This window comes from Ancylobacter oerskovii (genome assembly GCF_018390555.1).
Lineage (GTDB): Bacteria > Pseudomonadota > Alphaproteobacteria > Rhizobiales > Xanthobacteraceae > Ancylobacter > Ancylobacter oerskovii.
Genome location: NZ_JAHBGB010000044.1, coordinates 750,227 through 771,476 on the forward strand (window position 1 = coordinate 750,227; position 21,250 = coordinate 771,476).

A 21,250-nucleotide genomic window follows, 5' to 3' on the forward strand; every position below is an offset into this window, starting at 1 on the left:
TTGGGCGGCGGTCGAAATGCATGCTGCCGGTAACGGCAGAGCAACGGACGAGCTTGGCGGCTCGGCTCCGAACCGGATCATATTGTCCGGGGGCGGCCGTTCTGTCCAGCCTGAAAAGGTAAAAGCGTCCGACTCGTCTCACTGGCGAGTTCTCACCCCCCGGATGCCGGTTCCGACCGCCGGCACGGCTGTGAGAGGCCGAACCAGTGAGCCAATCCCCATGCTAATCGATCCCGACTACGGGCAAGCCCCGATTGCCGACCGCGCCACGACAAGGCGCGACCTGATCCTCATCATCGACCGCGCCATAGAGGTGCTGGACGCCCTTGAGGGCGACGCAGACGCCGAGCATGAGTTCGGCTGGACGTTGGGCGTCAATCAGGACGACGCCTTGGCGTGGTGCACGCTAGACCCATCCGGGACCGCCGAGCCTGACGACGATGGCGGCGGCGACATCAATGACGAGCCGCATGATGCTGAGGATGAGGACACGGGCATAGCTGACCCGGATGCCCTTCACCTTCGGCGCGATGAGAGGTGGTTCAGTCAGCAGATGGAAGACACACGCGTTGAGCGGCGGACAGCCAGCGAGTCGGCCCTGCATCAACTGGCAGATATGACAGGCCGGCCCCAGCAGGCCACCAGCTTCCCGAGAATCACGTTCCGGCCTCGCCGCTCTCGTGGCGACATTCCGGTGCGCTATGCCGAGGTGGTCAACGGCCAGCTGGTGGAGGTGGCGCGATGAACATGCATAGCCCCAAACCCGTAGCATCAGCGTCCCTGTCCAACACTATCGACGGGCTGGACGAACTCCGGGCTCTTCTGGAAGCGATCAACATGATGGCATCCGACCTAGAGGCGTATCAGGCCAATGCGTTGAGCCGCGTCGCAATCGTCGGACAGGAGATGGTCGACCGCCTTAAGGAAAGGCTCGAGTCGGATGCCGCGATGAGCTGCTGACCGCTCACGCCCCGCCGCGCTGCGAGGTGCGGCGGGACTATGTGCGCCAATGGTGGCGGCACGCGTACGGGTTACCTTGACGACCATAGGGCACACGGGCATTCTTTGGATCGAGGCTCAGCCCTCGTCGCCCGCGACTGCTCCGGCATCGTAGGGCCATCGCGCGCATCGCAACCCATATAGCGCGCCTTCATCACTGACGGCAGCGCCCCCTGGCGGGGCAACGGGTGGGTCTGTCCGCAGTTCCGCGGACCGACTCAGCGAAGCAATGCGCCTGCGCGGCGCGAAGAGGAGAAGTGTGATGGATCAGTCCACACTGGAAGAGTTGTTCATTGAGCAGGCGGAGTGGCGCGAGCAGAAGGCGATCGAGTTTCCCAATGACGACCGAAACGCCACAGCCGCTGAAGCCTTTCGTCGCCTTGCCAGTTCTGCCAAGGACGTGCCGGACGAGGTAATCCTCGCAGCTGCTGAGCTCTATGACGATCTGCCTGATATCGAGCAATGGAACGAGATGTGCCGGACGGTTGGCTTCGGCCGATATCCCGATTCCGCCGAAAGCTTCTTGAGGGAATTCATCTCTTCCCGCACGGGCTGACAGCCCAGCCCCGTCGCGCTGAAAGGTGCGGCGGGGCGCCTGTGGACGCCTGCCGCCGAAGCTCGCGGCCCGGCTCAAGTCCGGTAACATCGCCCCATGGCGAAGAAGAAAAAGAAGCTCACGAAACTGGCCGCCAGTGGCCGTACGCTGGAGCAGATCGCTGCGCTGCCGTTTCGGGTGTCGCCGGAAGGGCAGTTGGAGATCCTGCTGCTCACCTCCCGCGAGACACACCGCGCGGTTATCCCAAAGGGCTGGCCGATCAAGAACCACAAGGACTGGAAGTCCGCACAGGTGGAGGCACGGCAGGAGGCGGGTGTGATCGGTGAGATCGGCCGCAAGCCGTTCGGCGAATATCGCTACTGGAAGCGGCTCGACCAGCACTTCGCACTGATCAAGGTTGAGGTGTTTCCGTTAGCGGTGACGCGCCAGCTAGCCGATTGGCCGGAACGACACGAGCGGGTTCAGCGCTGGTTCCAGGCAGAAGGCGCTGCCTTGCTCGTCGATGAGCCGGAGCTCGGCGACCTGATCCGCGATTTCGCCGAATCCAAGGTCTGGCGGAAGCTGGCTGAGCGGAAGTGAGGGCGGGGCGCTCTCTCTCGGCGGGTTCGACTCATAGCTGGAGCCAAGAGGGCAGGGGAATCACCCGAGTCGCGCAATTTGCGGCTTCAAGGGTGGTCACTGAATTAGGAGCGGTGTTGGGGGCACTTGGTTGGCCAAAGCGGATTTTCTTTTGAAATCAACGCCTTGGCTGAAATGAGTGGCTCCCTGAGCAGGACTCGAACCTGCGACCATTCGATTAACAGTCGAACGCTCTACCAACTGAGCTATCAGGGAAAAGAGGCGACCACGTCGCCGTCACGGGCGCCCCTATAGCAACGCCGGATGCGTTTGTGAAGTCGCATCCGGCGGGCATGTGGATATCTTCAGGCGCTGAGGCGCTCCTGCTGGCCGGTGAACTGCAACTGGTGAAAGCCGAAATAGCGGCCCCGGCGTGCAATCAATTCATCGTGTCGCCCGCTCTCCACCACCTGTCCCTCCTCGATGACGCAGATGCGGTCCGCGTTGACGACGGTCTGCAGGCGATGGGCGATGACCAGCGTGGTACGGTGCATCTGCAGCGAGCGCAGCGCCTTCTGCACCTCCGCCTCGGATTCGGAATCCAGCGCGGCGGTGGCCTCGTCGAGCAGCAGGATCGGCGCGTTCTTGAGGAAGGCGCGGGCGATGGCGATGCGCTGGCGCTGGCCGCCCGAGAGCTGGGCGCCATGCTCGCCGACGGCGGTGTCGTAGCCGTTGGCGAAGCCGGAGATGAAGTCGTGCGCATGGGCGGCGCGCGCCGCCTCGACGACCTCCTCGCTGGTGGCGTCGAGCCGGCCGGCGAGGATGTTCTCATAGACGGTGCCGGAGAACAGGAACACGTCCTGGCTGACGAAGGCCACCTGATCGCGCACCGAGCGGCGCGTCACCTGCTCGATCTTCTGCCCGTCGATCGCGATGGTGCCCGACGAGATGTCGTAGAAGCGCTCGATGAGGTTCATCACCGTGCTCTTGCCGCCGCCGGACAGGCCGACCAGCGCCGTGGTCTTGCCGGCCTCGGCGACGAAGCTGAGGCCCTTGAGCACCGGCTCCTCGGGGCGATAGCCGAAATAGACGTCGTTGAACTCGATGCGGCCGCCCTTGGGGGCCAGTTCGAGGTCGGGGGTGCCGGGCGGGTCCTGCTCGGTCGGCTTCAGGTCGAGGATCTGGAACAGCATGCGCGCGGCGAGGAGGTGGCCGGTCAGGTCGATGTTCAGCCGGGCCAGCCGCTTGGCCGGCTCGTAGCTGAGCAGCAGCGCGGTGATCACCGAGAAGAACTCGCCCGGCGTGCGGCCGCCATGCAGCACGCTGTAGCCGGCATACATGATGACGAGGCCGACGGCGACGCCGCCCAGCGCCTCCATCAGCGGACCGGACTGCGACTGCGCGCGCACCATGCGGTTCGACGCCTTCTCCAAGGCGTCGATGCGGTCGTTCAGCCGGAACTGGACGTTGGGCTCCAGATTGAAGGACTTGATGGTGCGGATGCCCTGGAAGGCCTCCAGCGACTGGCCCATGATCTGGATGGCCGAGTGGAACTCGCGGGTGAAGATCTTCTGCACCTTGCGGATCAGGCTGCGCACGCCGCCCACCGCGATCGGCATCACGATCAGCCCGATCACCGCCATGAACGGATCCTGGATGATCATCACGGCGGTGAGGCCGATCACCGACAGGAGGTCGCGGCCGAGGCTGGTGATGATGAGGTTCAGGACGTTGCGCGCGCCCTCGGCGCCGGCATTGAACCGCATCATCAGTTCGGCGGTCTGGGTCTGGGCGAAGAAGCGCAGGTCCTGCACCAGCAGGCGGTCGAGCACCCGCTTCTGGTTGTCGGCGACGATGCGGTTGCCGACGCGGGCCAGCGTCACCGCCTGCCCGTAGGTGGCGAAGCCCTTGATGACGCTGAGCGCCAGCACGATGCCGGACATGATCCAGACGGCGGCGGAATTCTGCTGGACGAAGATCTTGTTGATCACGTCGCCCATGATGTAGGCGAGCCCCGAGGTCGTGCCGGCCATGATGCCCATGAACACGAAGGACAGCGCATAGCCCTTCCAGTGCCGCCGCCCGTCGGACAGGAACAGCCGCTTGACGGTGTCCCGCGTCTCCGGGCTGATCATGTTGCGAAACGCATTGGCCAGTTTCGATGGCACCATCAGGCAGTTCCTCTAAGGCGGGCGCCGTGCGCCGGAAAAAGGCACGGGCGCCGCAGCCGCTGGCCGCCGGCGGCAGCTTCAGCGACGGGCTTCATCAACGACGATCGACCAGCATTGTCAAACGATGGAGCGGTGCGGGCGGTCGACCCGCCGTCCCCTGTTGCGGGCGCAACACGCGCCGCCGGCACCCGATCCGGGCATCTCGGCGGCGCGTGCGCTGTTGGAGGCCACGGAGGGAATCGAACCCCCGTACGCGGATTTGCAGTCCGCTGCGTAACCACTCCGCCACGTGGCCGCAGGCGAGGAAGCGCCCCGGAGAGCGCCGCCGTCTTGCAGCCGAGGCGCCTCATAACAGAGCCTCTTGCGAACGGCAACGGAGGAGCGCCCTTTCGTCCCCGGTCCCGTGCGCCGCCGCGCAAGGGCCGCGCAGGAGTATAGCTTGGGCGCGCGCGGGCACACGGCAGGCGGGCAGGTGGAAGCCGTGCGGGCGGAACGGGCCGGGATGCAGCGACATGGGTGGAAGAATGCTTGCCAAGCCGGCGTGCGTCGCACTACTCATGGCAAGCCGCGAAGGGCAGGGAGCAGGGCAGGGAAGCCTTGCCGCAGCGCTCTCCGCGGCGTTTTCCGGGAACGTAGTCGGGATTGCCCAGAATGATCGATTTCGCTGAGATGCGCCGTGCCATGGTCGACGCGCAGGTGCGGGCGAACGACGTGACCGATCTGAAGATCGTCGCCGCCATGCTGGAGACGCCGCGCGAGCGCTTCGTCCCGGCCGGGCTGCGCAACTTCGCCTATATCGACGACGATCTGCTGGTGAAGGAGGGGGCCCCCGGCCGCTACCTGATGGAGCCGATGGTGCTGGCCAAGCTGCTGCAGGCGGCCGAAATCGGCGAAGGCGATCTGGTGCTCGATGTCGGGGCTTCCACCGGCTACTCGACCGCCGTGCTGGCGCGGCTCGCTGGCCAGGTGGTGGCGCTCGAGGAAGATGGCGAGCTGGCCGACAAGGGGGCCGGCGTGCTCACCGAGCTCGGCCTGCTCAACGCCGCCTATGTGAAGGGGCCGCTCACCGCCGGCTGGCCGGCCGAGGCGCCCTATGACGCGATTCTGCTCAACGGATCGGTCGACGAGGCGCCGCAGGCGCTGCTTTCGCAGCTCAAGCCGGGCGGGCGACTCGTTGCGGTGATCGGACGGGGCCGCGCCGGCCGCGCCACGGTGTTCACCAACACCGCCGGGGGCATCGGATCGCGCGTGGTCTTCGATGCCGCCGTGCCCACCCTGCCGGGGTTCGAGGCGGCGCCGGGCTTTGTATTCTAAGGCTTTGCGCGGGGGCTGTGGCTGATCTGCCGCGCTCCCCGCAAATTGGTTTCCGTTCTCCTACTTGCAGTTCACAGCTCCTCTTCGTCCTCCTATTCTGACAGTCCGTCATACATAGATGAGAAGCGGCCGATGGTAGTCGCTTCCGTTTTGATCGCGTTGCAGGGGTTTGAGCATGTGGCTTGATGCTACCGGGGGCAGGCTGGTCGCGTCTGCGATCACCGTTTTCGTGATTGGGACATCGCTTCCGGCCGCCGCCCAGACGCTCGATCAGGCGCTGGTTTCCGCTTACAACAGCAACCCGACGTTGAATTCGCAGCGTGCGGCCACCCGCGCCACCGACGAATATGTGCCGATCGCGCTGGGCGGCTACCGTCCGCAGGTGTTCGGCACCGCCTCGATCGGCGCCGAATGGACCGAGACGCGAATCGGCGCGGCGACGGCTCGCCTCACCGGCGTGCCGACGGTCAGCAACAACACGCTGTTTCCCTCGGGATTCGGCGTCACCATCAGCCAGACCATCTATGACGGCCTGCGCACCGCCAATTCGGTGCGCGGCGCCGAATCGCAGGTGAGGGGCCAGCGCGAGCTGCTGCGCAATACCGAGCAGCTGGTACTGCTCGACGGCGTGACCGCCTATATGAACGTGCTGCAGAACTCGGCGCTGGTGGAGCTGCAGAAGCAGAACCTCGCGGCCCTGCAGGAAGAATTGCGGGCGGCCCGCGACCGCTTCGCCGTCGGCGAGATCACCCGCACCGACGTCGCCCAGGCCGAGGCGAGCGTCGCCAACGCCCAGAGCCTGCTCTCGCAGGCGCAGTCCAACCTGACCACCTCGCAGGCGGTGTTCTTCCAGGTGACCGGGCTGAAGGCGAACAAGCTTTCGCCCGGCCGCCCGATCGACCCGATGCTGCCGAAGAATGTCGACACGGCGATCCAGATGGGCCTCGGTCGCCATCCGGCGGTGAAGGCGGCCGAATTCGCGGTCGACGCCTCGATGTCGAATGTGAAGGTGGCCGAATCGGCCCTGTCGCCGCAGCTGAGCCTGCAGGGCACGGCGGGGTCGAACTACAATTCGTCCACCACGATCGAGCGGGCGACCTCCGCTACCGCGAGCCTGAATCTCACCGTGCCGATCTATCAGGGCGGCTCGGAGTTCGCGACCATCCGCCAGACCAAGGAACTGCTCAGCCAGTCGCGCATCGAGGTCGACGTGAACCGCGACCAGGTGCGGGCGAATGTGGTGCAGTACTGGGGCGCCCTGGTGGCGGCAAAGGACGCCATCGAATCGGCGCAGGCCTCGGTGGCCGCCAACGAGATCGCGCTGCGCGGCGTGCGCGAGGAATGGCGCGTCGGCCAGCGCACCACGCTCGACGTGCTGAACGCCCAGACGGCGCTGTTCAACGCGCGGGCCAGCCTGGTCATCGCCCAGCGCGACCGCGTGGTTGCCTCCTATGCGGTGCTGTCCTCGGTGGGCGAACTCAACTCCACCAAGCTGTCGCTGAAGGTCGCGACCTACAATCCGAAGATCCACTACAACCAGGTGCGCGACGCCTGGATCGGCGTGCGGACCCCGGGCGGGCAGTAGCGCCCGGCCGCCTTCCTCGATCGAGAAGATGCCCGGCCTCGTGCCGGGCATTTTCGTTCGGGCCGGTGCGGGTGGGGGGGAACATCGCTCGGGATACAGGATCCGCCCGGCTGCAGGCATCATGCGCAAGTCGCGGGCGCGGGCTGATTGCAGGCATTGCGTCGGTGGCTGACGCTGGGTCAATAATGGGCGCGGCGGGACGTCCCTTGCGGTCGGTCATCCACAAGCTCACGGGCCTCGATGGCGCGACATTGGAGCTAGTGGCATGTTTACAAAGTGTTAATGTATGATTCGGCGGGGCAATGACCCGCATGGTGTGTGAGTAAGCGTTTCAGAGGTCGGATGCAGCGCATGTCGGTGAGTGCGAGGGCGAACGAGCCATCCATGGAGGAGATTCTAGCCTCGATCAGGCGGATCATCTCCGACGATGTCGCCGGCGAGGGCGAAGCGGCACAGTCCGCCGGCCTCGTCGAACTGGTTGAGGTCGCTCCGGTCGGCGAGGATGTCGCGTCTTCGGCGGAGCCGTCGGCCGAGACCGTTGCCGGCGAGCCGGAGGAGCTCGCGGCCGAGCCCGCCGTCGCCGTGGCGGCCGTGGCCGTCCCGCAGCACGAGGCCGAGATCGCCGATGCCACGGCGCCGCGCCCGCATCCCTTGCCGCCGACCGCCGCCGCCGCCGCACGGACGGAGGCGACGCCCATCGAGCGCGCCGTCCATGCGGAACTCGATGGCCTGGCCGGCAGTTTGCATGCACAGGTCATGGCCGCCGTTACCCGTTCCGTCGAATCCCTCGCTCCCAAAGCCTTCCCGGAGACTGCCGATATGCAGGTGCAAGCCAAGCCCGCCGTGGTTTCGTCGCGTCTCAATTCCACGCTCGCCGAACGCCGCACCTCCGAAGACGCCGAGGCCCCGCGCGGCGAGACCCGCTCGCTGCTGGCGCGCGCCGAGGCGGAGGGCCGGCCGAACCGGCTGGTGTCCGGCGCTGCCGGCGAATCGGTGGCGTCCTCCTTCGGGGCGCTGGCCCGTACCGTCGCCTCCAACACCCGCTCGATGGAGGACGTTGTCACCGACGCTCTGCGCCCGATGCTGAGGAGCTGGCTCGACGAGAACCTGCCCGAGCTGGTGGAGCGGCTGGTGCGCGCCGAGATCGAGCGCGTGGCGCGCCACGGCCAGTGAGCGAACGGGCGGGCCGCCGGCTCGCCCGGTCTCGACCCGCCGACGCCGGCATGCCATCGGGAGGCTTGTCGATCCCGGCCCCGGTTGTGCCGGAGCCGTTGGGGCAGGCCGGATCGTCAACTGAATGTTGACTTGAGCGCCCCGCTCCGCTTTCTGTCGCACCCGTTTCCCGTGGTGCCCCGGAGCCGACATGCTCGACAACAGGTTCGATCCCGCCGCCGTCGAAGGCCGCATCTATCAGGCATGGGTCGAGGCCGATGCCTTCAAGGCCGGCCGTCCCGAGCGGGTAAACGCCGAGCCCTATTGCATCGTCATCCCGCCGCCCAACGTCACCGGCTCGCTCCATATGGGGCATGCGCTGAACAACACGCTGCAGGACGTGCTCGCCCGCTTCGAGCGCATGCGCGGCAAGGACGTGCTGTGGCAGGTCGGCACCGACCATGCCGGCATCGCCACCCAGATGGTGGTCGAGCGCCAGCTCGCCGAGCGCCAGCAGCCGGGCCGCCGCGACATGGGACGCGCGGCCTTCGTCGAGCGTGTCTGGGCGTGGAAGGAAGAATCCGGCGGCACCATCATCAACCAGCTGAAGCGGCTGGGCGCCTCCTGCGACTGGTCGCGCGAGCGCTTCACCATGGACGAGGGGCTGTCGCGCGCGGTCCTCAAGGTGTTCGTGCGGCTCTACAAGGAAGGGCTGATCTACAAGGACAAGCGCCTCGTCAACTGGGACCCGAAGTTCCAGTCCGCCATCTCCGACCTCGAGGTGGTGCAGACCGAGGTGAAGGGTCATCTCTGGCACTTCCGCTATCCGCTCGCCGATGGCGTCACCTATGAGCACCCGATCGCCTTCGACGAGGAAGGCAGGCCGACCGGGTATGAGACCCGCGACTATATCGTGGTCGCCACCACCCGCCCGGAGACCATGCTCGGCGACACCGCGGTGGCGGTGCATCCCGAGGACACCCGCTATCTCGGCCTCGTCGCCGCCGGCGCCAAGGTGCGCCTGCCGCTGGTCGGCCGGCTGATCCCCATCGTCGCCGACGCCTATTCCGACCCGACCAAGGGCACCGGCGCGGTGAAGATCACCCCGGCGCACGACTTCAACGACTTCGAGGTCGGCAAGCGCGCCGGCGTGCCGATGATCAACGTGCTCGACGCCGAGGCGCGGCTCGCGCTGTCGGGCAATGCCGAGTTCCTCGAGGGCGCTACCGAGGGCGCCGATCTCGACGCGGTGCTGGCGCTGGGCGGCCAGAGTCGCGAGGCGGCGCGCAAGGCCATCGTCGCGCTGATGGAGGAGCGCGGGCTGCTCGACAGGATCGAGCCGCACACCCACATGGTGCCGCATGGCGACCGCTCCAACGTCGTCATCGAGCCCTGGCTCACCGACCAGTGGTATGTCGACGCCCACACGCTGGCCCAGCCGGCGCTGAAGGCGGTGCGCGACGGGCGCACCAGCTTCATCCCGAAGAACTGGGAGAAAACCTATTTCGAATGGCTGGAGAACATCCAGCCCTGGTGCATCTCGCGCCAGCTGTGGTGGGGCCACCAGATCCCGGCCTGGTACGGGCCGGACGGCACCGTCTTCGTCGAGGAGACCGAGGAGGCGGCGATCGCCGCGGCGCTCGCCCATTGCGTGCAGGCCGGCATCATCACCGACGCCGAGGCGCAGGATTACGCCAAGCATCCCGAGAAGGCGGGCGGCCTCATCACCCGCGACGAGGACGTGCTGGACACCTGGTTCTCTTCGGCGCTGTGGCCGTTCTCGACGCTCGGCTGGCCGGACCGGACAAGGGAGCTCGAGCGCTTCTACCCGACCTCGGTGCTGATCACCGGCTTCGACATCATCTTCTTCTGGGTCGCCCGGATGATGATGATGGGCCTGCATTTCATGGACGGCGTCATCCCGTTCAAGGACGTCTACATCCACGCCCTCGTCCGCGACGAGAAGGGCGCCAAGATGTCGAAGTCCAAGGGCAACGTCATCGACCCCTTGTCGCTGATCGAGGAATATGGCGCCGACGCGCTGCGCTTCACGCTCGCCGCCATGGCGGCGCAGGGGCGCGACATCAAGCTCGCGACCTCGCGTGTCGAGGGCTACCGCAACTTCGCGACCAAGCTGTGGAACGCCGCCCGCTTCGCCGAGATGAACGGCTGCACGCGGGTGTCGACCTATGAGCCGAAGCAGGTGGAACTGGCGGTGAACCGCTGGATCCTCGGCGAACTGCAGCAGGCGAACGAGGAGATCACCGCCGCCATCGAGGCCTACCGCTTCAACGATGCGGCGGGCGCGGCCTATCGCTTCGTGTGGAACATCTTCTGCGACTGGTATCTGGAGCTGGCCAAGCCGGTGTTCATGAACGCCGACAATCCCTGGCAGGCGGAGACGCGGGCGACCACCGCCTTCGTGCTCGACGAGATCCTGAAGCTGCTGCATCCCTTCATGCCGTTCCTCACCGAGGAGCTGTGGAAGCTCACCGCCGGCGAAGGGCTGCGGCGGCCGGCCATGCTGGCGCTGACCCCCTGGTCGAAGCTCTCCGGCCTGAAGGCGCCGCAGGCGGCCGAGGAGATCGGCTGGCTGCTCGACCTCGTCACCGAGATCCGCTCGGTGCGGGCGGAGATGAACGTGCCGGCCGGCGCGCAGATCCCGCTGGTGCTGGTGGACGCCTCCAGCCTCACCCAGACCCGGGCCGAGGTGTGGATGGACGCGCTGACGCGCCTCGCCCGCCTCTCCGGCGTGACCTTCGCCGACATTGCCCCGCCCGGTGCGGTGCAGGTGGTGGTGCGCGACGAGGCGGCGGCGCTGCCGCTGGCCGGCATCATCGACATGGACGCCGAGGTGGCGCGGCTCGGCAAGGAGCTCGCCAAGACGCAGGACGAGCTCGACAAGATCGAGAAGAAGCTCGGCAACCCGGACTTCATCTCCCGCGCCAAGGAAGAGGTGATCGAGGAGCAGCGCGAGCGTCGCGACGCCGCCCAGGCCCGCGCGGCCAAGATCCGCGACGCGCTCGGCCGCCTCGGCAAGGCGGGCTGAGGGGGCTCTCCGGGCCGCGGTTCCACTCGACATTCCGCTCTGCGGGCGGGTGGGGGGCACGGCGGGAAGGCCGCCCCCTGGCCGGGGCATGGCGAGGACATGGATGCCCGGGCAAGGCCCGGGCTGCATGTCATCGCGGCGGCAGATCGGTTCCGCCGCGCCGGCGGGCGGGCGTGCCGGCCGGCGCCCTCAGGAGGTGGAGCCGACAGCGGTGGGCGGCACCGGGAGGGCGTCGTCCCGGGCGGAGGTCGAAGAGGCCGTCGGCGCCTCGACCGGCGGCAGATATTTGTCGAGCTCGCTCCGCAGCCTTTCGATCACATCGGCCGCCTCGGAGAGCTCGTCCTCCACCTTGTCGCGGGGAAACCCGTCGAGATCCGCCGCCATCGCGCGCAGGCGATCCACGATATTGCCGCTCGACATTTTCGTCCTCCTGACCGCGGTCTCCGCCGCGTCGTTGAAGCCTACACCGCCACCTCCCTTCCGCACAGCGCGTGACGTGGTGATGACGCGCGCCTGAAGGACGCCGGGCCCGGGGCGAGGCGGCAAAAGAGGTAGCAGTAAAGCCTTAAGCCTAAGCGCGAGATGGCACGCGGTACCGCCGTTTGGCGCTACCGCCGATCGTGACACATGTGCAACAGTGTCACGCATTCGCCACCCTAACCGGGCCCGGCACCCAGGGCGCCGCGAAGCCGCCACAAACCGGCACGAAATCCGACCCGAAGACAGTGGATAGTCGTGCCTAGGATGCGGGTTCAAAGAATTCCGCCTCTACCGGGAAAGCACTTTAGAAATGGACGCCAAGACGCTCATCGATAAAAGGAACCTGCCCAGCCGTCATGTGACGGAAGGGCCGGCGCGCGCGCCGCACCGTTCCTATCTCTATGCGATGGGCCTCACCCGCGAGCAGATCCACCAGCCGCTGGTCGGCGTGGCCTCCTGCTGGAACGAGGCGGCGCCGTGCAACATCTCGCTGATGCGCCAGGCGCAGGCGGTGAAGAAGGGCGTCGCGGCGGCCAACGGCACCCCGCGCGAGTTCTGCACCATCACCGTCACCGACGGCATCGCCATGGGCCATGAGGGCATGAAGGCCTCGCTGGCCTCGCGCGAGGTGATCGCCGACTCGGTCGAGCTCACCATGCGCGGCCATTCCTATGATGCGCTGGTCGGCCTCGCCGGCTGCGACAAGTCGCTGCCGGGCATGATGATGGCCATGGTGCGGCTCAACGTGCCGTCGATCTTCATCTATGGCGGCTCGATCCTGCCCGGCTCGTTCCGCGGCCAGCCGGTGACCGTGCAGGACATGTTCGAGGCGGTGGGCAAGCACTCGGTCGGCCTGATGTCCGACGAGGATCTCGACGAGATCGAGCAGGTGGCCTGCCCCTCCGCCGGCGCCTGCGGCGCCCAGTTCACCGCCAACACCATGGCGACCGTCTCCGAGGCGATCGGCCTCGCGCTGCCCTATTCGGCCGGCGCCCCGGCCCCCTACGAGATCCGCGACCGGTTCTGCATGACCGCGGGCGAGCAGATCATGGATCTGATCGCCCGCAACATCCGCCCGCGCGACATCGTCACCCGCAAGGCGCTGGAGAACGCGGCCACCGTGGTGGCGGCCTCCGGCGGCTCGACCAATGCCGGCCTGCATTTGCCGGCCATCGCGCATGAATGCGGCATCGCGTTCGACCTGTTCGACGTCGCCGAGATCTTCAAGCGCACGCCCTATATCGCCGACCTGAAGCCGGGCGGGCGCTATGTCGCCAAGGACATGTTCGAAGTCGGCGGCATCCCGCTGCTGATGAAGACGCTGCTCGATCATGGCTATCTGCATGGCGACTGCCTCACCGTGACCGGCCGCACCATCGCCGAGAACCTCGCCTCGGTGAAGTGGAACCCGAACCAGGACGTGGTGCGCCCGGCCAACGACCCGATCACCGTCACCGGCGGCGTGGTTGGGCTTGCCGGCAATCTCGCCCCGGACGGCGCCATCGTGAAGGTGGCCGGCCTGAAGAACCAGATCTTCTCCGGCCCCGCCCGCTGCTTCGACAATGAGGAGGCCTGTTTCGAGGCCGTCACCAACCGCGCCTACAAGGAAGGCGAGGTGCTGGTGATCCGTTACGAAGGTCCGAAGGGCGGCCCGGGCATGCGCGAGATGCTGGCGACCACCGCGGCGCTGTACGGCCAGGGCATGGGCGACAAGGTGGCCCTGATCACCGATGGCCGCTTCTCCGGCGCCACCCGCGGCTTCTGCATCGGCCATGTCGGCCCGGAAGCGGCGGTGGGCGGGCCGATCGGGCTTCTGCGCGACGGCGACCTCATCACCATCGACGCGATCGAGGGCCGCCTCGACGTCGCGCTTTCGGACGAGGAACTGGCCGCGCGCCGTCGCGAGTGGCAGCCGCGTCCGTCGTCTTTCGGCTCGGGGGCCATCTGGAAGTTCGCGCAGGCCGTGGGGCCCGCCCGTCAGGGCGCGGTGACGCATCCCGGCGGCGCAGCTGAGACATCGTGCTATGCGGATATCTGACCGTCTGGCCCTCATAGCCGTCGCTGCGACGGTGCTGATGCCGCTGCCGGCGGTGTGGTCGCAGGCGTTTGCCTTCGACGGCACCACCGATTCCGGCAATGGGGGCATCTCCACTCCGCGTCCCCTCGACGAAGCCGTGCGCTTCGGCACCCAGGCGCTGCGCTCCGGCGAGACCGAGAAGGGCATCGATTCCCTGCGCTATGCCGCCGACCAGGGCCATGCCGGTGCCCAGTGGAAGCTCGGGCGCATGTATGCCGAGGGGGAAGGGGTCGAGCGCAACGACATCAAGGCGTTCGAGTATTTCACCCAGATCGCCAACATGCATGCGGACGACAACCCGTCGACGCCGCAGGCGCGTTTCGTCGCCGATGCCTTCGTGGCGCTGGGCAATTACTACCTGATCGGGATTCCCAACAGTAAGGTGCGGCGCGATCCCAACCGGGCGCGCGACATGTTCGCCTATGCCGCGTCCTATTTCGGCGATTCCGAAGCGCAGTACCATCTGGCGCGCCTCTATATCGATGGCGTCGGCGTCAATCGCGACCTGCGCTTCGCCGCCCGCTGGCTGGGGCTTGCCGCCCACAAGGGCCAGTACCAGGCGCAGGCGGCGCTGGGCGGGCTGCTGTTCAAGGGCGACGACGGCATTCCCCGCCAGGCGGCGCGCGGCCTGATGTGGCTGACGCTCGCCCGCGACGCCGCGGCCGGGCCGAGCGACAAATGGGTGGTCGATCTCTATGACGACGCCTTTGCCAATGCGACGCCGGACGAGCGCTCCATGGCGCTGGTCTATCTCGAGCAATATATGAAGGTCGAGCGGTAGGCGCTTGTAGGCGCTAAGGCTTCGGCCGCGGATCCAGGTGCCGCCTTTCGAGGCGGGCGGCGATGGACTTCGGCGGTTGCCAGCCTGGTCGAAATCCATGGAGCATCCTCATCCCTGAGGTGCCCGGCGGTACGCCAAGCCTCGAAGGATGGTTGTCCGGGCACGCCAGGGCAAGCATCCTTCGAGGCTCGCTTCGCTCGCACCTCAGGATGAGGTGGTGCCCGGTAGCTCGGATCGGCCGTCCTCACGCCGCGATGTCGAGATCCGCCCAGACCGGCACATGATCGGACGGCTTCTCCCAGCTGCGCACATGCTTGTCGATACCAACGCCCTTGAGGAGGTCGGCCGCCTGCGGGGAGAGCAGCAGGTGATCGATGCGGATGCCGTTGTTCTTCTGCCACGCCCCGGCCTGATAGTCCCAGAAGGTGTAGAGCCCGGCCGCGTCGCTCGACGCCCGCAGCGCATCGGTAAGGCCGAGATTCTCGATGGCGCGGAAGGCGGCGCGGGTGCGGGGCAGGAACAGCGCGTCGCGCACCCATGCCTCGGGATGGGCGGCATCCTCCGGCTCGGGGATGACGTTGTAGTCGCCGGCCACGATCAGCGGCTCCTCCAGGGCGAGGCGTTCGGCGATATGCGCCTTCAGCCGCGCCATCCAGGCGAGCTTGTAGGGGTATTTCTCGGTGTCCGGCGGGTTGCCGTTGGGCAAATAGATGCCGCACACCCGCACCACGCCGCCGCCGGGGCGCGACACCACCACCTCGATGAAGCGCGACTGCACATCGGCCTCGTCGCCGGGAAGGCCGGCCTTCACCTCGTCGAAGGGCAGGCGGGACAGCACGGCGACGCCGTTGAAGCCCTTCTGCCCGTGCACGGCGACATTGTAGCCGGCACTCTCGAAGACCTCGCGCGGGAACTGGTCGTCCTGGCACTTGATCTCCTGCAGGCAGACGAGATCGGGCTGGCGCTCCTTGAGCCAGGTCAGCGTGTTGTCGAGCCGCAGCCGGACGGAATTGACGTTCCAGGTGGCGATGCGCATGGGCGAGATGTCCGCTTTGCCTCGGGTCTTGAATCGGGCGCAGCATGCCGGCTCGGCGCCATCGGTGCAATCGGCGCCGTCACCGGCGCGGGCGGGCGGGATGGCGGATCTTGGCGTCGCTGGTGCAGTAGCGGCCGTGCTGGTAGCAGCCATCGGTCAGCTGCCGGTCAAGGCGGTGGAACAGGTGCGCCAGCACGGAGCGCAGGGTGGCGATGAACATGGAAGGCTCCATCGGCCGGGATCGACCGTGCCCTCAATGTGGGCGACGCTGCGTCAGCTTTCGATGGCGAAGACGGGGCGGCGACCTCAGGAAAGCGTAAGGATGAGGGGGATCATTCCCTGCGCGTCCTGTTTCGCGTCGACGCCGGTGCGGCAACGGCTGGAAGGCGTGGGGTGGTGGATCCGGCGTCGGCGGCGCATGCTGCGGCCCTATGACGTCGCAGACGGCCTCGGGAAAGGAGCGGTGCGGATGGGCGGATACGGACCCTATATTGCGGGCGTGGTGCTGGGGCTTCTTGTCGCCTTCGCCCTGTCCGCCGTCCTCGGCATCACCGGCATGGCGCAGCTGCTGCTGTTCGGCGTGCTGCCGGCCTTGGGCGGCACGGTGGCGGAGCGCCTGGTCGCCGGCCGGCGATGATCCGTTTGCTCCTCATACCACCGGCAGCAGCCGGCGCACGATGAGGGCGCCGGAACGCGCCACCTCGTCGAGGAAGCGGTGCACGTCGAAATGCGAGGAGTGGCCGGCGAGGTCGGAGAGGGCGCGGATCACCACCCAGGGCACGCCGAAGGCGGCGCAGGCCTGCGCCATGGCGGCGCCCTCCATCTCCACCGCCTTGGCAGCGAAGTCGCGGAACAGCGCCTCGCGCACCTGTTCGTTGTTGATGAACTGGTCGCCGGTGAGCACCCGGCCGAAATGCAGGCGCGGCGCCGGCGCACCGTCGCCCGCGGCGGCGAGGGGCGCGAGCTCGACATCGGCCAGCGCCGCCGCGATCCGCGCCGCAAGGGCGGGATCCAGCGCGATGCCGAGGCCGTCGAACGGATTGAAATAGGGCTGGTGCCCGTGCTGGTAGGCGACGAAGCCGCCGGGCCCCTCATAGCCGTGGTCGTGCTGGATCACATGGTCGGCGATGACGATGTCGCCGACCGACAGGGCCGGGTCGAGCCCGCCGGCGACGCCGGAGAACATCACCGCCCGCGCGCCGAAACGCTCGATCAGCAGCGTGGTGGCGATGGCGGCATTGACCTTGCCCATGCCGGCCTTGGCCAGCACCACCGCCTCGCCGTCGAGCCGGCCGGCATGGAAGGCCATGCCGGCGGTGTCGAAGGTCTCGGCATGTTCGAGATTGTCGAGGAGATAGGCGACCTCCTGCTCCAGCGCGCAGAGCACGCCGATGCGCCGCGTCCCGTCAGGCGACATCAGAGCGCGAAGCTGGTGCCGCAGCCGCAGGAGGCGGTGGCGTGCGGATTGCTGATCTTGAACGAGGCGCCGATCAGGTCGTCGACGAAATCGAGCTGCGAGCCGGACATGTATTCCAGCGAGACCGGATCGACGACGACGGTGGCGCCGTCCCGCTCGATGACGAGGTCGTCCTCGGCCTTCTCGCGGGTGATGTCGAATTTGTACTGGAAGCCGGAGCAGCCACCGCCCTCCACGCTGACGCGCAGCATGCTGGCGGGCGGTTCGGTGGCCAGGATCTCGGCGATGCGACGGGCGGCGCTGGACGTGACCGCGACGTTGTCGGCAGAGGGGGCGAGGGAGGCGTCAGCCATCGGGCGGCCTTCGGATGTTGAATGTGACTGGCTTGATAGTTAAGTGCTGACGCCGCCGAGTCAAAGGGGCGAACGCGCAGAGGAGACCCGCGCATGGCGCTCGCCGCCGCCGAGCCACGCGCCCCATGGGCCGCCCGGGCCGAGGAAAGCCGCGGCCGCCTGGTCGCCGAGCCCGAAAGCCGCGCGCGCAGCGCCTTCCGCCGCGACGCCGACCGCATCATCCATTCCAGCGCCTTCCGGCGGCTGGCCTACAAGACGCAGGTCTTCACCTATCACGAGGGCGACCACTACCGCACCCGGCTCACCCACACGCTGGAGGTGGTGCAGGTGGCGCGCTCCATCGCCCGCGCGCTGGGGCTGGACGAGGACCTCGCCGAGGCGCTGGCGCTGGCTCACGATCTCGGCCATCCGCCCTTCGCCCATGCCGGCGAGCGGGTGCTCGACGCCTGCATGGCCGCCTATGGCGGCTTCGATCACAACGCCCAGTCGCTGCGCGTGGTGACGCGGCTGGAGAACCGCTATCCCGGCTTCGACGGGCTGAACCTAAGCTGGGAGACGCTGGAAGGCATCGTCAAGCATAACGGGCCGCTGGCCGGCGAGGGCAAGGGGCCACTGGCGCATGCCATCGCCGTATATGGCGAGAAGCAGGATCTGTGGCTGTGGAGCTGGCCCTCCGCCGAGGCGCAGGTCGCCGCCATCGCCGACGACATCGCCTATGACGTGCACGACCTCGACGACGGGCTGCGCGCCGGCATGTTCAGGGTGGAGGAATTGCGGGCGCTGCCGCTGGTGGGCGCGGTGATCGCCGGCATCGAGGCGGATTGGCCGGGGCTGTCCGGTTCGCGCATGGTGCACGAGATCGGCCGGCGGATGATCACCCTGCTGATCGAGGACGTGGTGGGCGAGACCCGGCGGCGGGCCGCCGAGCTTGGACCGGAGGATGCCGACGCGGTGCGCCGGCTGGGGCGGGCGCTGGTCGGCTTCTCCGCCGAGCGGGCGCAGGGCGAGCGGGCGATCAAGGACTTCCTGTTTCCCCGCATGTACCGGCACCCGCGGGTGATGTCGGAGATGGAGGCGGCCGGGCGGATGGTGCGTGAACTGTTCGGCGCCTACATGGCCGATACGTTCACCCTGCCGGTGGAATGGCGCGCCGGCATGGAGGCGCGTGACGAGGCCGGCCGGGCGCGGCGCATTGCCGACTTCATCGCCGGCCAGACCGACCGCTACGCGCTCGCCGAGCATGCGCGGCTGTTCGACGTCGGGAATTTGTGAGGGGCTGGTCTCATCCGCTCCGAGCCTGCTCCGGGCGCCCTCATCCTGAGGTGCCCGGCCGCAGGTCGGGCCTCGAAGGAGGCTCGTCCGGGTGCGCTCGCACGCACCTCAGGATGTGGGTGCTTTGGCGGGATTGCGTAGGGAGGCCGGTGGAGCGCCTCGCCGGCATCCGTCATCCCGGCCGCAGGCGAAGCCGGAGAGCCGGGATTGCTCTCTGCTTCCCATGCGATCCCGGATCGGCCTTTCGGTCGTCCGGGATGACGGCGAGGCCATGGACGTCGCCTCCATCCCACACGACGTCATGGCCGGGCTTGACCCGGCCAAGCCGGCCAGACCGACCGCTATGCGCTCGCCAAACATACGCGGCTGTTCCAGGCGTGGCCGCTTCGGGACGTTGCGAGGCGAGGCGGCCCTCTCCCCGCGGGGGAGAGGGATGGGGTGAGGGGGCTTACTGATCCCCCAATGTCGTCCCCCCTCACCGACCCGCTGCGCGGGCAACCTCTCCCTCACAGGGAGAGGGAAAGCCAAGGAGGGCTCGGTGGACGTGCGGCACGCGGCACGCCAAGTCTTTTGACTCGCCCCCCGAAACGCGCTAGCCGGCTCGCGCCCCTTCGGGCCGGCCGTTTCGGAGCTTTCCGCCATGAACCTCTATGCCCTCTTCGCCGATCATGTCCGCGCCGCGCTGGAAGCGCTGGCGGCGGAAGGTGTGCTGCCGGGAGGCATCGACGCGCGACGCGTGGTGGTGGAGCCGCCGCGCGATGCCAGCCATGGCGATCTCGCCACCAATGCCGCGATGGTGCTCTCGAAGGATGCCGGCCTGAAGCCGCGCGATCTCGCCGAGAAGCTGGCCGAGAAATTGCGGGCGATCGATGATGTCGAGCGGGTCGACGTCGCCGGGCCCGGCTTCATCAACATCGCGCTCGCCCCGGCCTTCTGGCCGCGGGTGATCGAGGCGGTGCTGATCCAGGGCGCCGATTTCGGCCGTTCCGGCATGGGCGGCGCGCAGGCGATGAATGTCGAATATGTCTCGGCCAATCCCACGGGGCCGATGCATGTCGGCCATTGCCGCGGCGCGGTGTTCGGCGATGCGCTCGCCAACCTGCTCGCCTTCGCCGGCTGGGCGGTGACGCGCGAATATTACATCAACGATGCCGGCGTGCAGGTCGACGTGCTCGCCCGCTCGGCCTATCTGCGCTACCGCGAGGCGCTGGGCGAAGAGATCACCATTCCCGAGGGCTTCTATCCCGGCGACTATCTGGTGCCGGTCGGGCGCGACCTCGTGGTGAAATATGGCCGGACGCTGCTCGACAAGAGCGAGGAGGAATGGCTGCCGTCGGTGCGCAAGGTTGCCATCGACGAGATGATGGCGATGATCCGCGACGACCTCGCGGCGCTGAACATCCGCCACGACGTGTTCTTCTCCGAGCGGACGCTGCATGCGCGGAACGGCGGCAACGCCTCGACCATCGACCGACTGCTGGAAGACCTGCGCGCCCGCGACCTCGTCTATGACGGCAGCCTGCCGCCGCCCAAGGGGGCGCCGGTGGAGGACTGGGAGGACCGCGAGCAGACGCTGTTCCGCGCCACCGAATATGGCGACGACGTCGACCGGCCGCTGGTGAAGTCCGACGGCGCCTATACCTACTTCGCCGCCGACATCGCCTACCACAAGGACAAGTTCGATCGCGGCTTCAAGCAGATGATCGACGTGTGGGGCGCCGATCACGGCGGCTACATCAAGCGCATGCAGGCGGCGGTGAAGGCCGCCACCGGCGGGGAGGGGGGGCTCGACGTCGAGATCTGCCAGCTGGTACGCCTGCTGCGCAATGGCGAGCCGGTGAAGATGTCGAAGCGCGCCGGCACCTTCGTGACGTTGCGTGAAGTAGTGGATGAAGTCGGTCGCGACGCGGTGCGCTTCATGATGATCCACCGCAAGAATGATGCGGTGCTCGACTTCGACCTCGCCAAGGTGATGGAGCAGAGCCGCGACAACCCGGTGTTCTACGTGCAGTACGCCCATGCCCGGGCGCGCTCCATCCTGCGCAACGCCCGCGACGCCTTCGCCGATCTGCCCGCCGACCCGGCCGCCTTCGCCTCGGCGGAGCTGTCGCGGCTCGACGACGAGGGCGAGATCGCGCTTGCCCGGCTGATCGCCGGCTATCCCCGGCTGATCGAGCAGGCGGCCTCCGCGCGCGAGCCGCACCGGGTCGCGTTCTACCTCTACGATCTCGCCAGCGCCCTGCATGCACAGTGGAATCGCGGCAAAGACGCGCCACATTTACGCTTCATTATCGAAGATGATCGAAAGTCGACTTATGCGCGGCTGGCACTCGTTCACGCGGTTGCGCTGATCATCGCTTCGGGACTCGCGATCCTCGGAGTCGATGCTCCCGAAGAAATGCGGTGAGCGCGTTGCGTAAGGTCTCGCTCCGCTCCTCCTAAAGTGCGCC

19 protein-coding genes and 2 tRNA genes are annotated in these 21,250 nt (G+C 67.6%); 13 read left to right on the forward strand and 8 right to left on the reverse strand.

All coding sequences use genetic code 11. The features are described 5' to 3' along the window. The first annotated feature begins 220 nt into the window (after positions 1-220). The 4 genes from KHC19_RS24580 (at position 221) to KHC19_RS24595 (ending at position 2,134) form a co-directional block, all read left to right on the forward strand. Complete coding sequence (locus tag KHC19_RS24580; RefSeq protein WP_213356193.1) at positions 221-745, forward strand: hypothetical protein; 525 nt, start codon at positions 221-223, stop codon at positions 743-745. Beyond that, positions 742-960, forward strand: a complete 219-nt coding sequence (locus KHC19_RS24585; RefSeq protein ID WP_213356195.1) for a hypothetical protein — start codon at positions 742-744, stop codon at positions 958-960. The genes KHC19_RS24580 and KHC19_RS24585 overlap by 4 nt, the downstream gene beginning before the upstream one ends. Before the next feature lie 301 nt (positions 961-1,261). Next, complete coding sequence (locus KHC19_RS24590) at positions 1,262-1,555, forward strand: hypothetical protein (RefSeq protein WP_213356196.1); 294 nt, start codon at positions 1,262-1,264, stop codon at positions 1,553-1,555. A gap of 96 nt (positions 1,556-1,651) precedes the next feature. Further along, positions 1,652-2,134: an NUDIX hydrolase gene (locus KHC19_RS24595; protein ID WP_213356198.1), complete on the forward strand. Its 483-nt coding sequence runs from the start codon at positions 1,652-1,654 to the stop codon at positions 2,132-2,134. A gap of 179 nt (positions 2,135-2,313) precedes the next feature. On the opposite strand, the gene KHC19_RS24600 is transcribed toward KHC19_RS24595, so the two are convergent. The 3 genes from KHC19_RS24600 to KHC19_RS24610 all read right to left on the reverse strand — a co-directional run bounded on the left by KHC19_RS24600 (position 2,314) and on the right by KHC19_RS24610 (position 4,579). After that, positions 2,314-2,389 (reverse strand) — tRNA-Asn (locus KHC19_RS24600). A gap of 89 nt (positions 2,390-2,478) precedes the next feature. Continuing rightward, entirely contained in the window at positions 2,479-4,284 is a 1,806-nt protein-coding gene (locus KHC19_RS24605) for an ABC transporter ATP-binding protein (RefSeq protein ID WP_213356200.1), read from the reverse strand. 221 nt (positions 4,285-4,505) lie between these two features. After that, positions 4,506-4,579: transfer RNA gene (locus KHC19_RS24610), tRNA-Cys, on the reverse strand. Between the two features lie 356 nt (positions 4,580-4,935). Here KHC19_RS24610 and KHC19_RS24615 point away from each other — a divergent pair. The 4 genes from KHC19_RS24615 to KHC19_RS24630 all read left to right on the forward strand — a co-directional run bounded on the left by KHC19_RS24615 (position 4,936) and on the right by KHC19_RS24630 (position 11,384). After that, positions 4,936-5,598 carry a protein-L-isoaspartate O-methyltransferase family protein gene (locus KHC19_RS24615; protein WP_213356202.1) on the forward strand — a complete coding sequence of 221 codons (663 nt, stop codon included), beginning with the start codon at positions 4,936-4,938 and terminating at the stop codon, positions 5,596-5,598. A gap of 175 nt (positions 5,599-5,773) precedes the next feature. Continuing rightward, positions 5,774-7,183 (forward strand): TolC family outer membrane protein, encoded by a 1,410-nt coding sequence (locus KHC19_RS24620; RefSeq protein WP_213356204.1) that lies wholly within the window; start codon positions 5,774-5,776, stop codon positions 7,181-7,183. Between the two features lie 384 nt (positions 7,184-7,567). Continuing rightward, on the forward strand, positions 7,568-8,356 hold the full coding sequence (locus tag KHC19_RS26265) for a PopZ family protein (RefSeq protein WP_213356206.1): 789 nt from the start codon (positions 7,568-7,570) through the stop codon (positions 8,354-8,356). 190 nt (positions 8,357-8,546) lie between these two features. After that, the gene (locus KHC19_RS24630) at positions 8,547-11,384 is read left to right on the forward strand and encodes a valine--tRNA ligase (RefSeq protein ID WP_213356207.1); all 2,838 of its coding nucleotides are present in this window, start codon (positions 8,547-8,549) and stop codon (positions 11,382-11,384) included. Positions 11,385-11,573: 189 nt separating this feature from the next. Here the strand turns inward: KHC19_RS24630 and KHC19_RS24635 are convergent, their stop codons facing one another. Further along, on the reverse strand, positions 11,574-11,804 hold the full coding sequence (locus KHC19_RS24635) for a hypothetical protein (protein ID WP_213356208.1): 231 nt from the start codon (positions 11,802-11,804) through the stop codon (positions 11,574-11,576). A 370-nt stretch (positions 11,805-12,174) separates the two neighbouring features. On the opposite strand from KHC19_RS24635, the gene ilvD reads away from it, so the two are divergent. Both ilvD and KHC19_RS24645 read left to right on the forward strand, forming a co-directional pair. Beyond that, positions 12,175-13,902, forward strand: a complete 1,728-nt coding sequence (ilvD, locus tag KHC19_RS24640; protein WP_213356209.1) for a dihydroxy-acid dehydratase — start codon at positions 12,175-12,177, stop codon at positions 13,900-13,902. Continuing rightward, on the forward strand, positions 13,889-14,722 hold the full coding sequence (locus KHC19_RS24645; RefSeq protein ID WP_213356210.1) for a tetratricopeptide repeat protein: 834 nt from the start codon (positions 13,889-13,891) through the stop codon (positions 14,720-14,722). Before ilvD ends, KHC19_RS24645 begins: the two co-directional genes overlap by 14 nt. A gap of 244 nt (positions 14,723-14,966) precedes the next feature. Here the strand turns inward: KHC19_RS24645 and xth are convergent, their stop codons facing one another. Beyond that, positions 14,967-15,758, reverse strand: coding sequence for an exodeoxyribonuclease III (xth, locus tag KHC19_RS24650; RefSeq protein WP_213356211.1), 792 nt, complete (start codon positions 15,756-15,758; stop codon positions 14,967-14,969). Positions 15,759-15,837: 79 nt separating this feature from the next. Then, a complete protein-coding gene (locus tag KHC19_RS24655; RefSeq protein WP_213356213.1) occupies positions 15,838-15,978 on the reverse strand; it encodes a hypothetical protein in 141 nt (46 codons plus the stop codon). A 249-nt stretch (positions 15,979-16,227) separates the two neighbouring features. Between KHC19_RS24655 and KHC19_RS24660 the strand changes: the two genes are divergently transcribed. Beyond that, the gene (locus KHC19_RS24660; RefSeq protein ID WP_213356214.1) at positions 16,228-16,395 is read left to right on the forward strand and encodes a hypothetical protein; all 168 of its coding nucleotides are present in this window, start codon (positions 16,228-16,230) and stop codon (positions 16,393-16,395) included. Positions 16,396-16,407: 12 nt separating this feature from the next. Here KHC19_RS24660 and KHC19_RS24665 read toward each other — a convergent pair whose 3' ends face one another. After that, positions 16,408-17,175, reverse strand: a complete 768-nt coding sequence (locus tag KHC19_RS24665) for a 5'-methylthioadenosine/adenosylhomocysteine nucleosidase (protein ID WP_213356215.1) — start codon at positions 17,173-17,175, stop codon at positions 16,408-16,410. Then, entirely contained in the window at positions 17,175-17,528 is a 354-nt protein-coding gene (gene erpA, locus KHC19_RS24670; RefSeq protein ID WP_213356216.1) for an iron-sulfur cluster insertion protein ErpA, read from the reverse strand. The genes KHC19_RS24665 and erpA overlap by 1 nt, the downstream gene beginning before the upstream one ends. Before the next feature lie 93 nt (positions 17,529-17,621). Between erpA and KHC19_RS24675 the strand changes: the two genes are divergently transcribed. Together KHC19_RS24675 and argS are read left to right on the forward strand one after the other, a co-directional pair. Next, on the forward strand, positions 17,622-18,800 hold the full coding sequence (locus KHC19_RS24675) for a deoxyguanosinetriphosphate triphosphohydrolase (RefSeq protein WP_213356217.1): 1,179 nt from the start codon (positions 17,622-17,624) through the stop codon (positions 18,798-18,800). 640 nt (positions 18,801-19,440) lie between these two features. Then, positions 19,441-21,207, forward strand: coding sequence for an arginine--tRNA ligase (argS, locus tag KHC19_RS24680; protein ID WP_213356218.1), 1,767 nt, complete (start codon positions 19,441-19,443; stop codon positions 21,205-21,207). Positions 21,208-21,250 lie beyond the last annotated feature (43 nt).

What these genes read in the sequence shown, in the direction of transcription:
- KHC19_RS24580 (WP_213356193.1), top strand. Translation starts at nt 221, where the DNA reads ATGCTAATCGATCCCGACTACGGGCAAGCCCCGATTGCCGACCGCGCC.
- KHC19_RS24585 (WP_213356195.1), top strand. Translation starts at nt 742, where the DNA reads ATGAACATGCATAGCCCCAAACCCGTAGCATCAGCGTCCCTGTCCAAC.
- KHC19_RS24590 (WP_213356196.1), top strand. Translation starts at nt 1,262, where the DNA reads ATGGATCAGTCCACACTGGAAGAGTTGTTCATTGAGCAGGCGGAGTGG.
- KHC19_RS24595 (WP_213356198.1), top strand. Translation starts at nt 1,652, where the DNA reads ATGGCGAAGAAGAAAAAGAAGCTCACGAAACTGGCCGCCAGTGGCCGT.
- KHC19_RS24605 (WP_213356200.1), bottom strand. Translation starts at nt 4,284, where the DNA reads ATGGTGCCATCGAAACTGGCCAATGCGTTTCGCAACATGATCAGCCCG.
- KHC19_RS24615 (WP_213356202.1), top strand. Translation starts at nt 4,936, where the DNA reads ATGATCGATTTCGCTGAGATGCGCCGTGCCATGGTCGACGCGCAGGTG.
- KHC19_RS24620 (WP_213356204.1), top strand. Translation starts at nt 5,774, where the DNA reads ATGTGGCTTGATGCTACCGGGGGCAGGCTGGTCGCGTCTGCGATCACC.
- KHC19_RS26265 (WP_213356206.1), top strand. Translation starts at nt 7,568, where the DNA reads ATGGAGGAGATTCTAGCCTCGATCAGGCGGATCATCTCCGACGATGTC.
- KHC19_RS24630 (WP_213356207.1), top strand. Translation starts at nt 8,547, where the DNA reads ATGCTCGACAACAGGTTCGATCCCGCCGCCGTCGAAGGCCGCATCTAT.
- KHC19_RS24635 (WP_213356208.1), bottom strand. Translation starts at nt 11,804, where the DNA reads ATGTCGAGCGGCAATATCGTGGATCGCCTGCGCGCGATGGCGGCGGAT.
- ilvD (WP_213356209.1), top strand. Translation starts at nt 12,175, where the DNA reads ATGGACGCCAAGACGCTCATCGATAAAAGGAACCTGCCCAGCCGTCAT.
- KHC19_RS24645 (WP_213356210.1), top strand. Translation starts at nt 13,889, where the DNA reads ATGCGGATATCTGACCGTCTGGCCCTCATAGCCGTCGCTGCGACGGTG.
- xth (WP_213356211.1), bottom strand. Translation starts at nt 15,758, where the DNA reads ATGCGCATCGCCACCTGGAACGTCAATTCCGTCCGGCTGCGGCTCGAC.
- KHC19_RS24655 (WP_213356213.1), bottom strand. Translation starts at nt 15,978, where the DNA reads ATGTTCATCGCCACCCTGCGCTCCGTGCTGGCGCACCTGTTCCACCGC.
- KHC19_RS24660 (WP_213356214.1), top strand. Translation starts at nt 16,228, where the DNA reads ATGGGCGGATACGGACCCTATATTGCGGGCGTGGTGCTGGGGCTTCTT.
- KHC19_RS24665 (WP_213356215.1), bottom strand. Translation starts at nt 17,175, where the DNA reads ATGTCGCCTGACGGGACGCGGCGCATCGGCGTGCTCTGCGCGCTGGAG.
- erpA (WP_213356216.1), bottom strand. Translation starts at nt 17,528, where the DNA reads ATGGCTGACGCCTCCCTCGCCCCCTCTGCCGACAACGTCGCGGTCACG.
- KHC19_RS24675 (WP_213356217.1), top strand. Translation starts at nt 17,622, where the DNA reads ATGGCGCTCGCCGCCGCCGAGCCACGCGCCCCATGGGCCGCCCGGGCC.
- argS (WP_213356218.1), top strand. Translation starts at nt 19,441, where the DNA reads ATGAACCTCTATGCCCTCTTCGCCGATCATGTCCGCGCCGCGCTGGAA.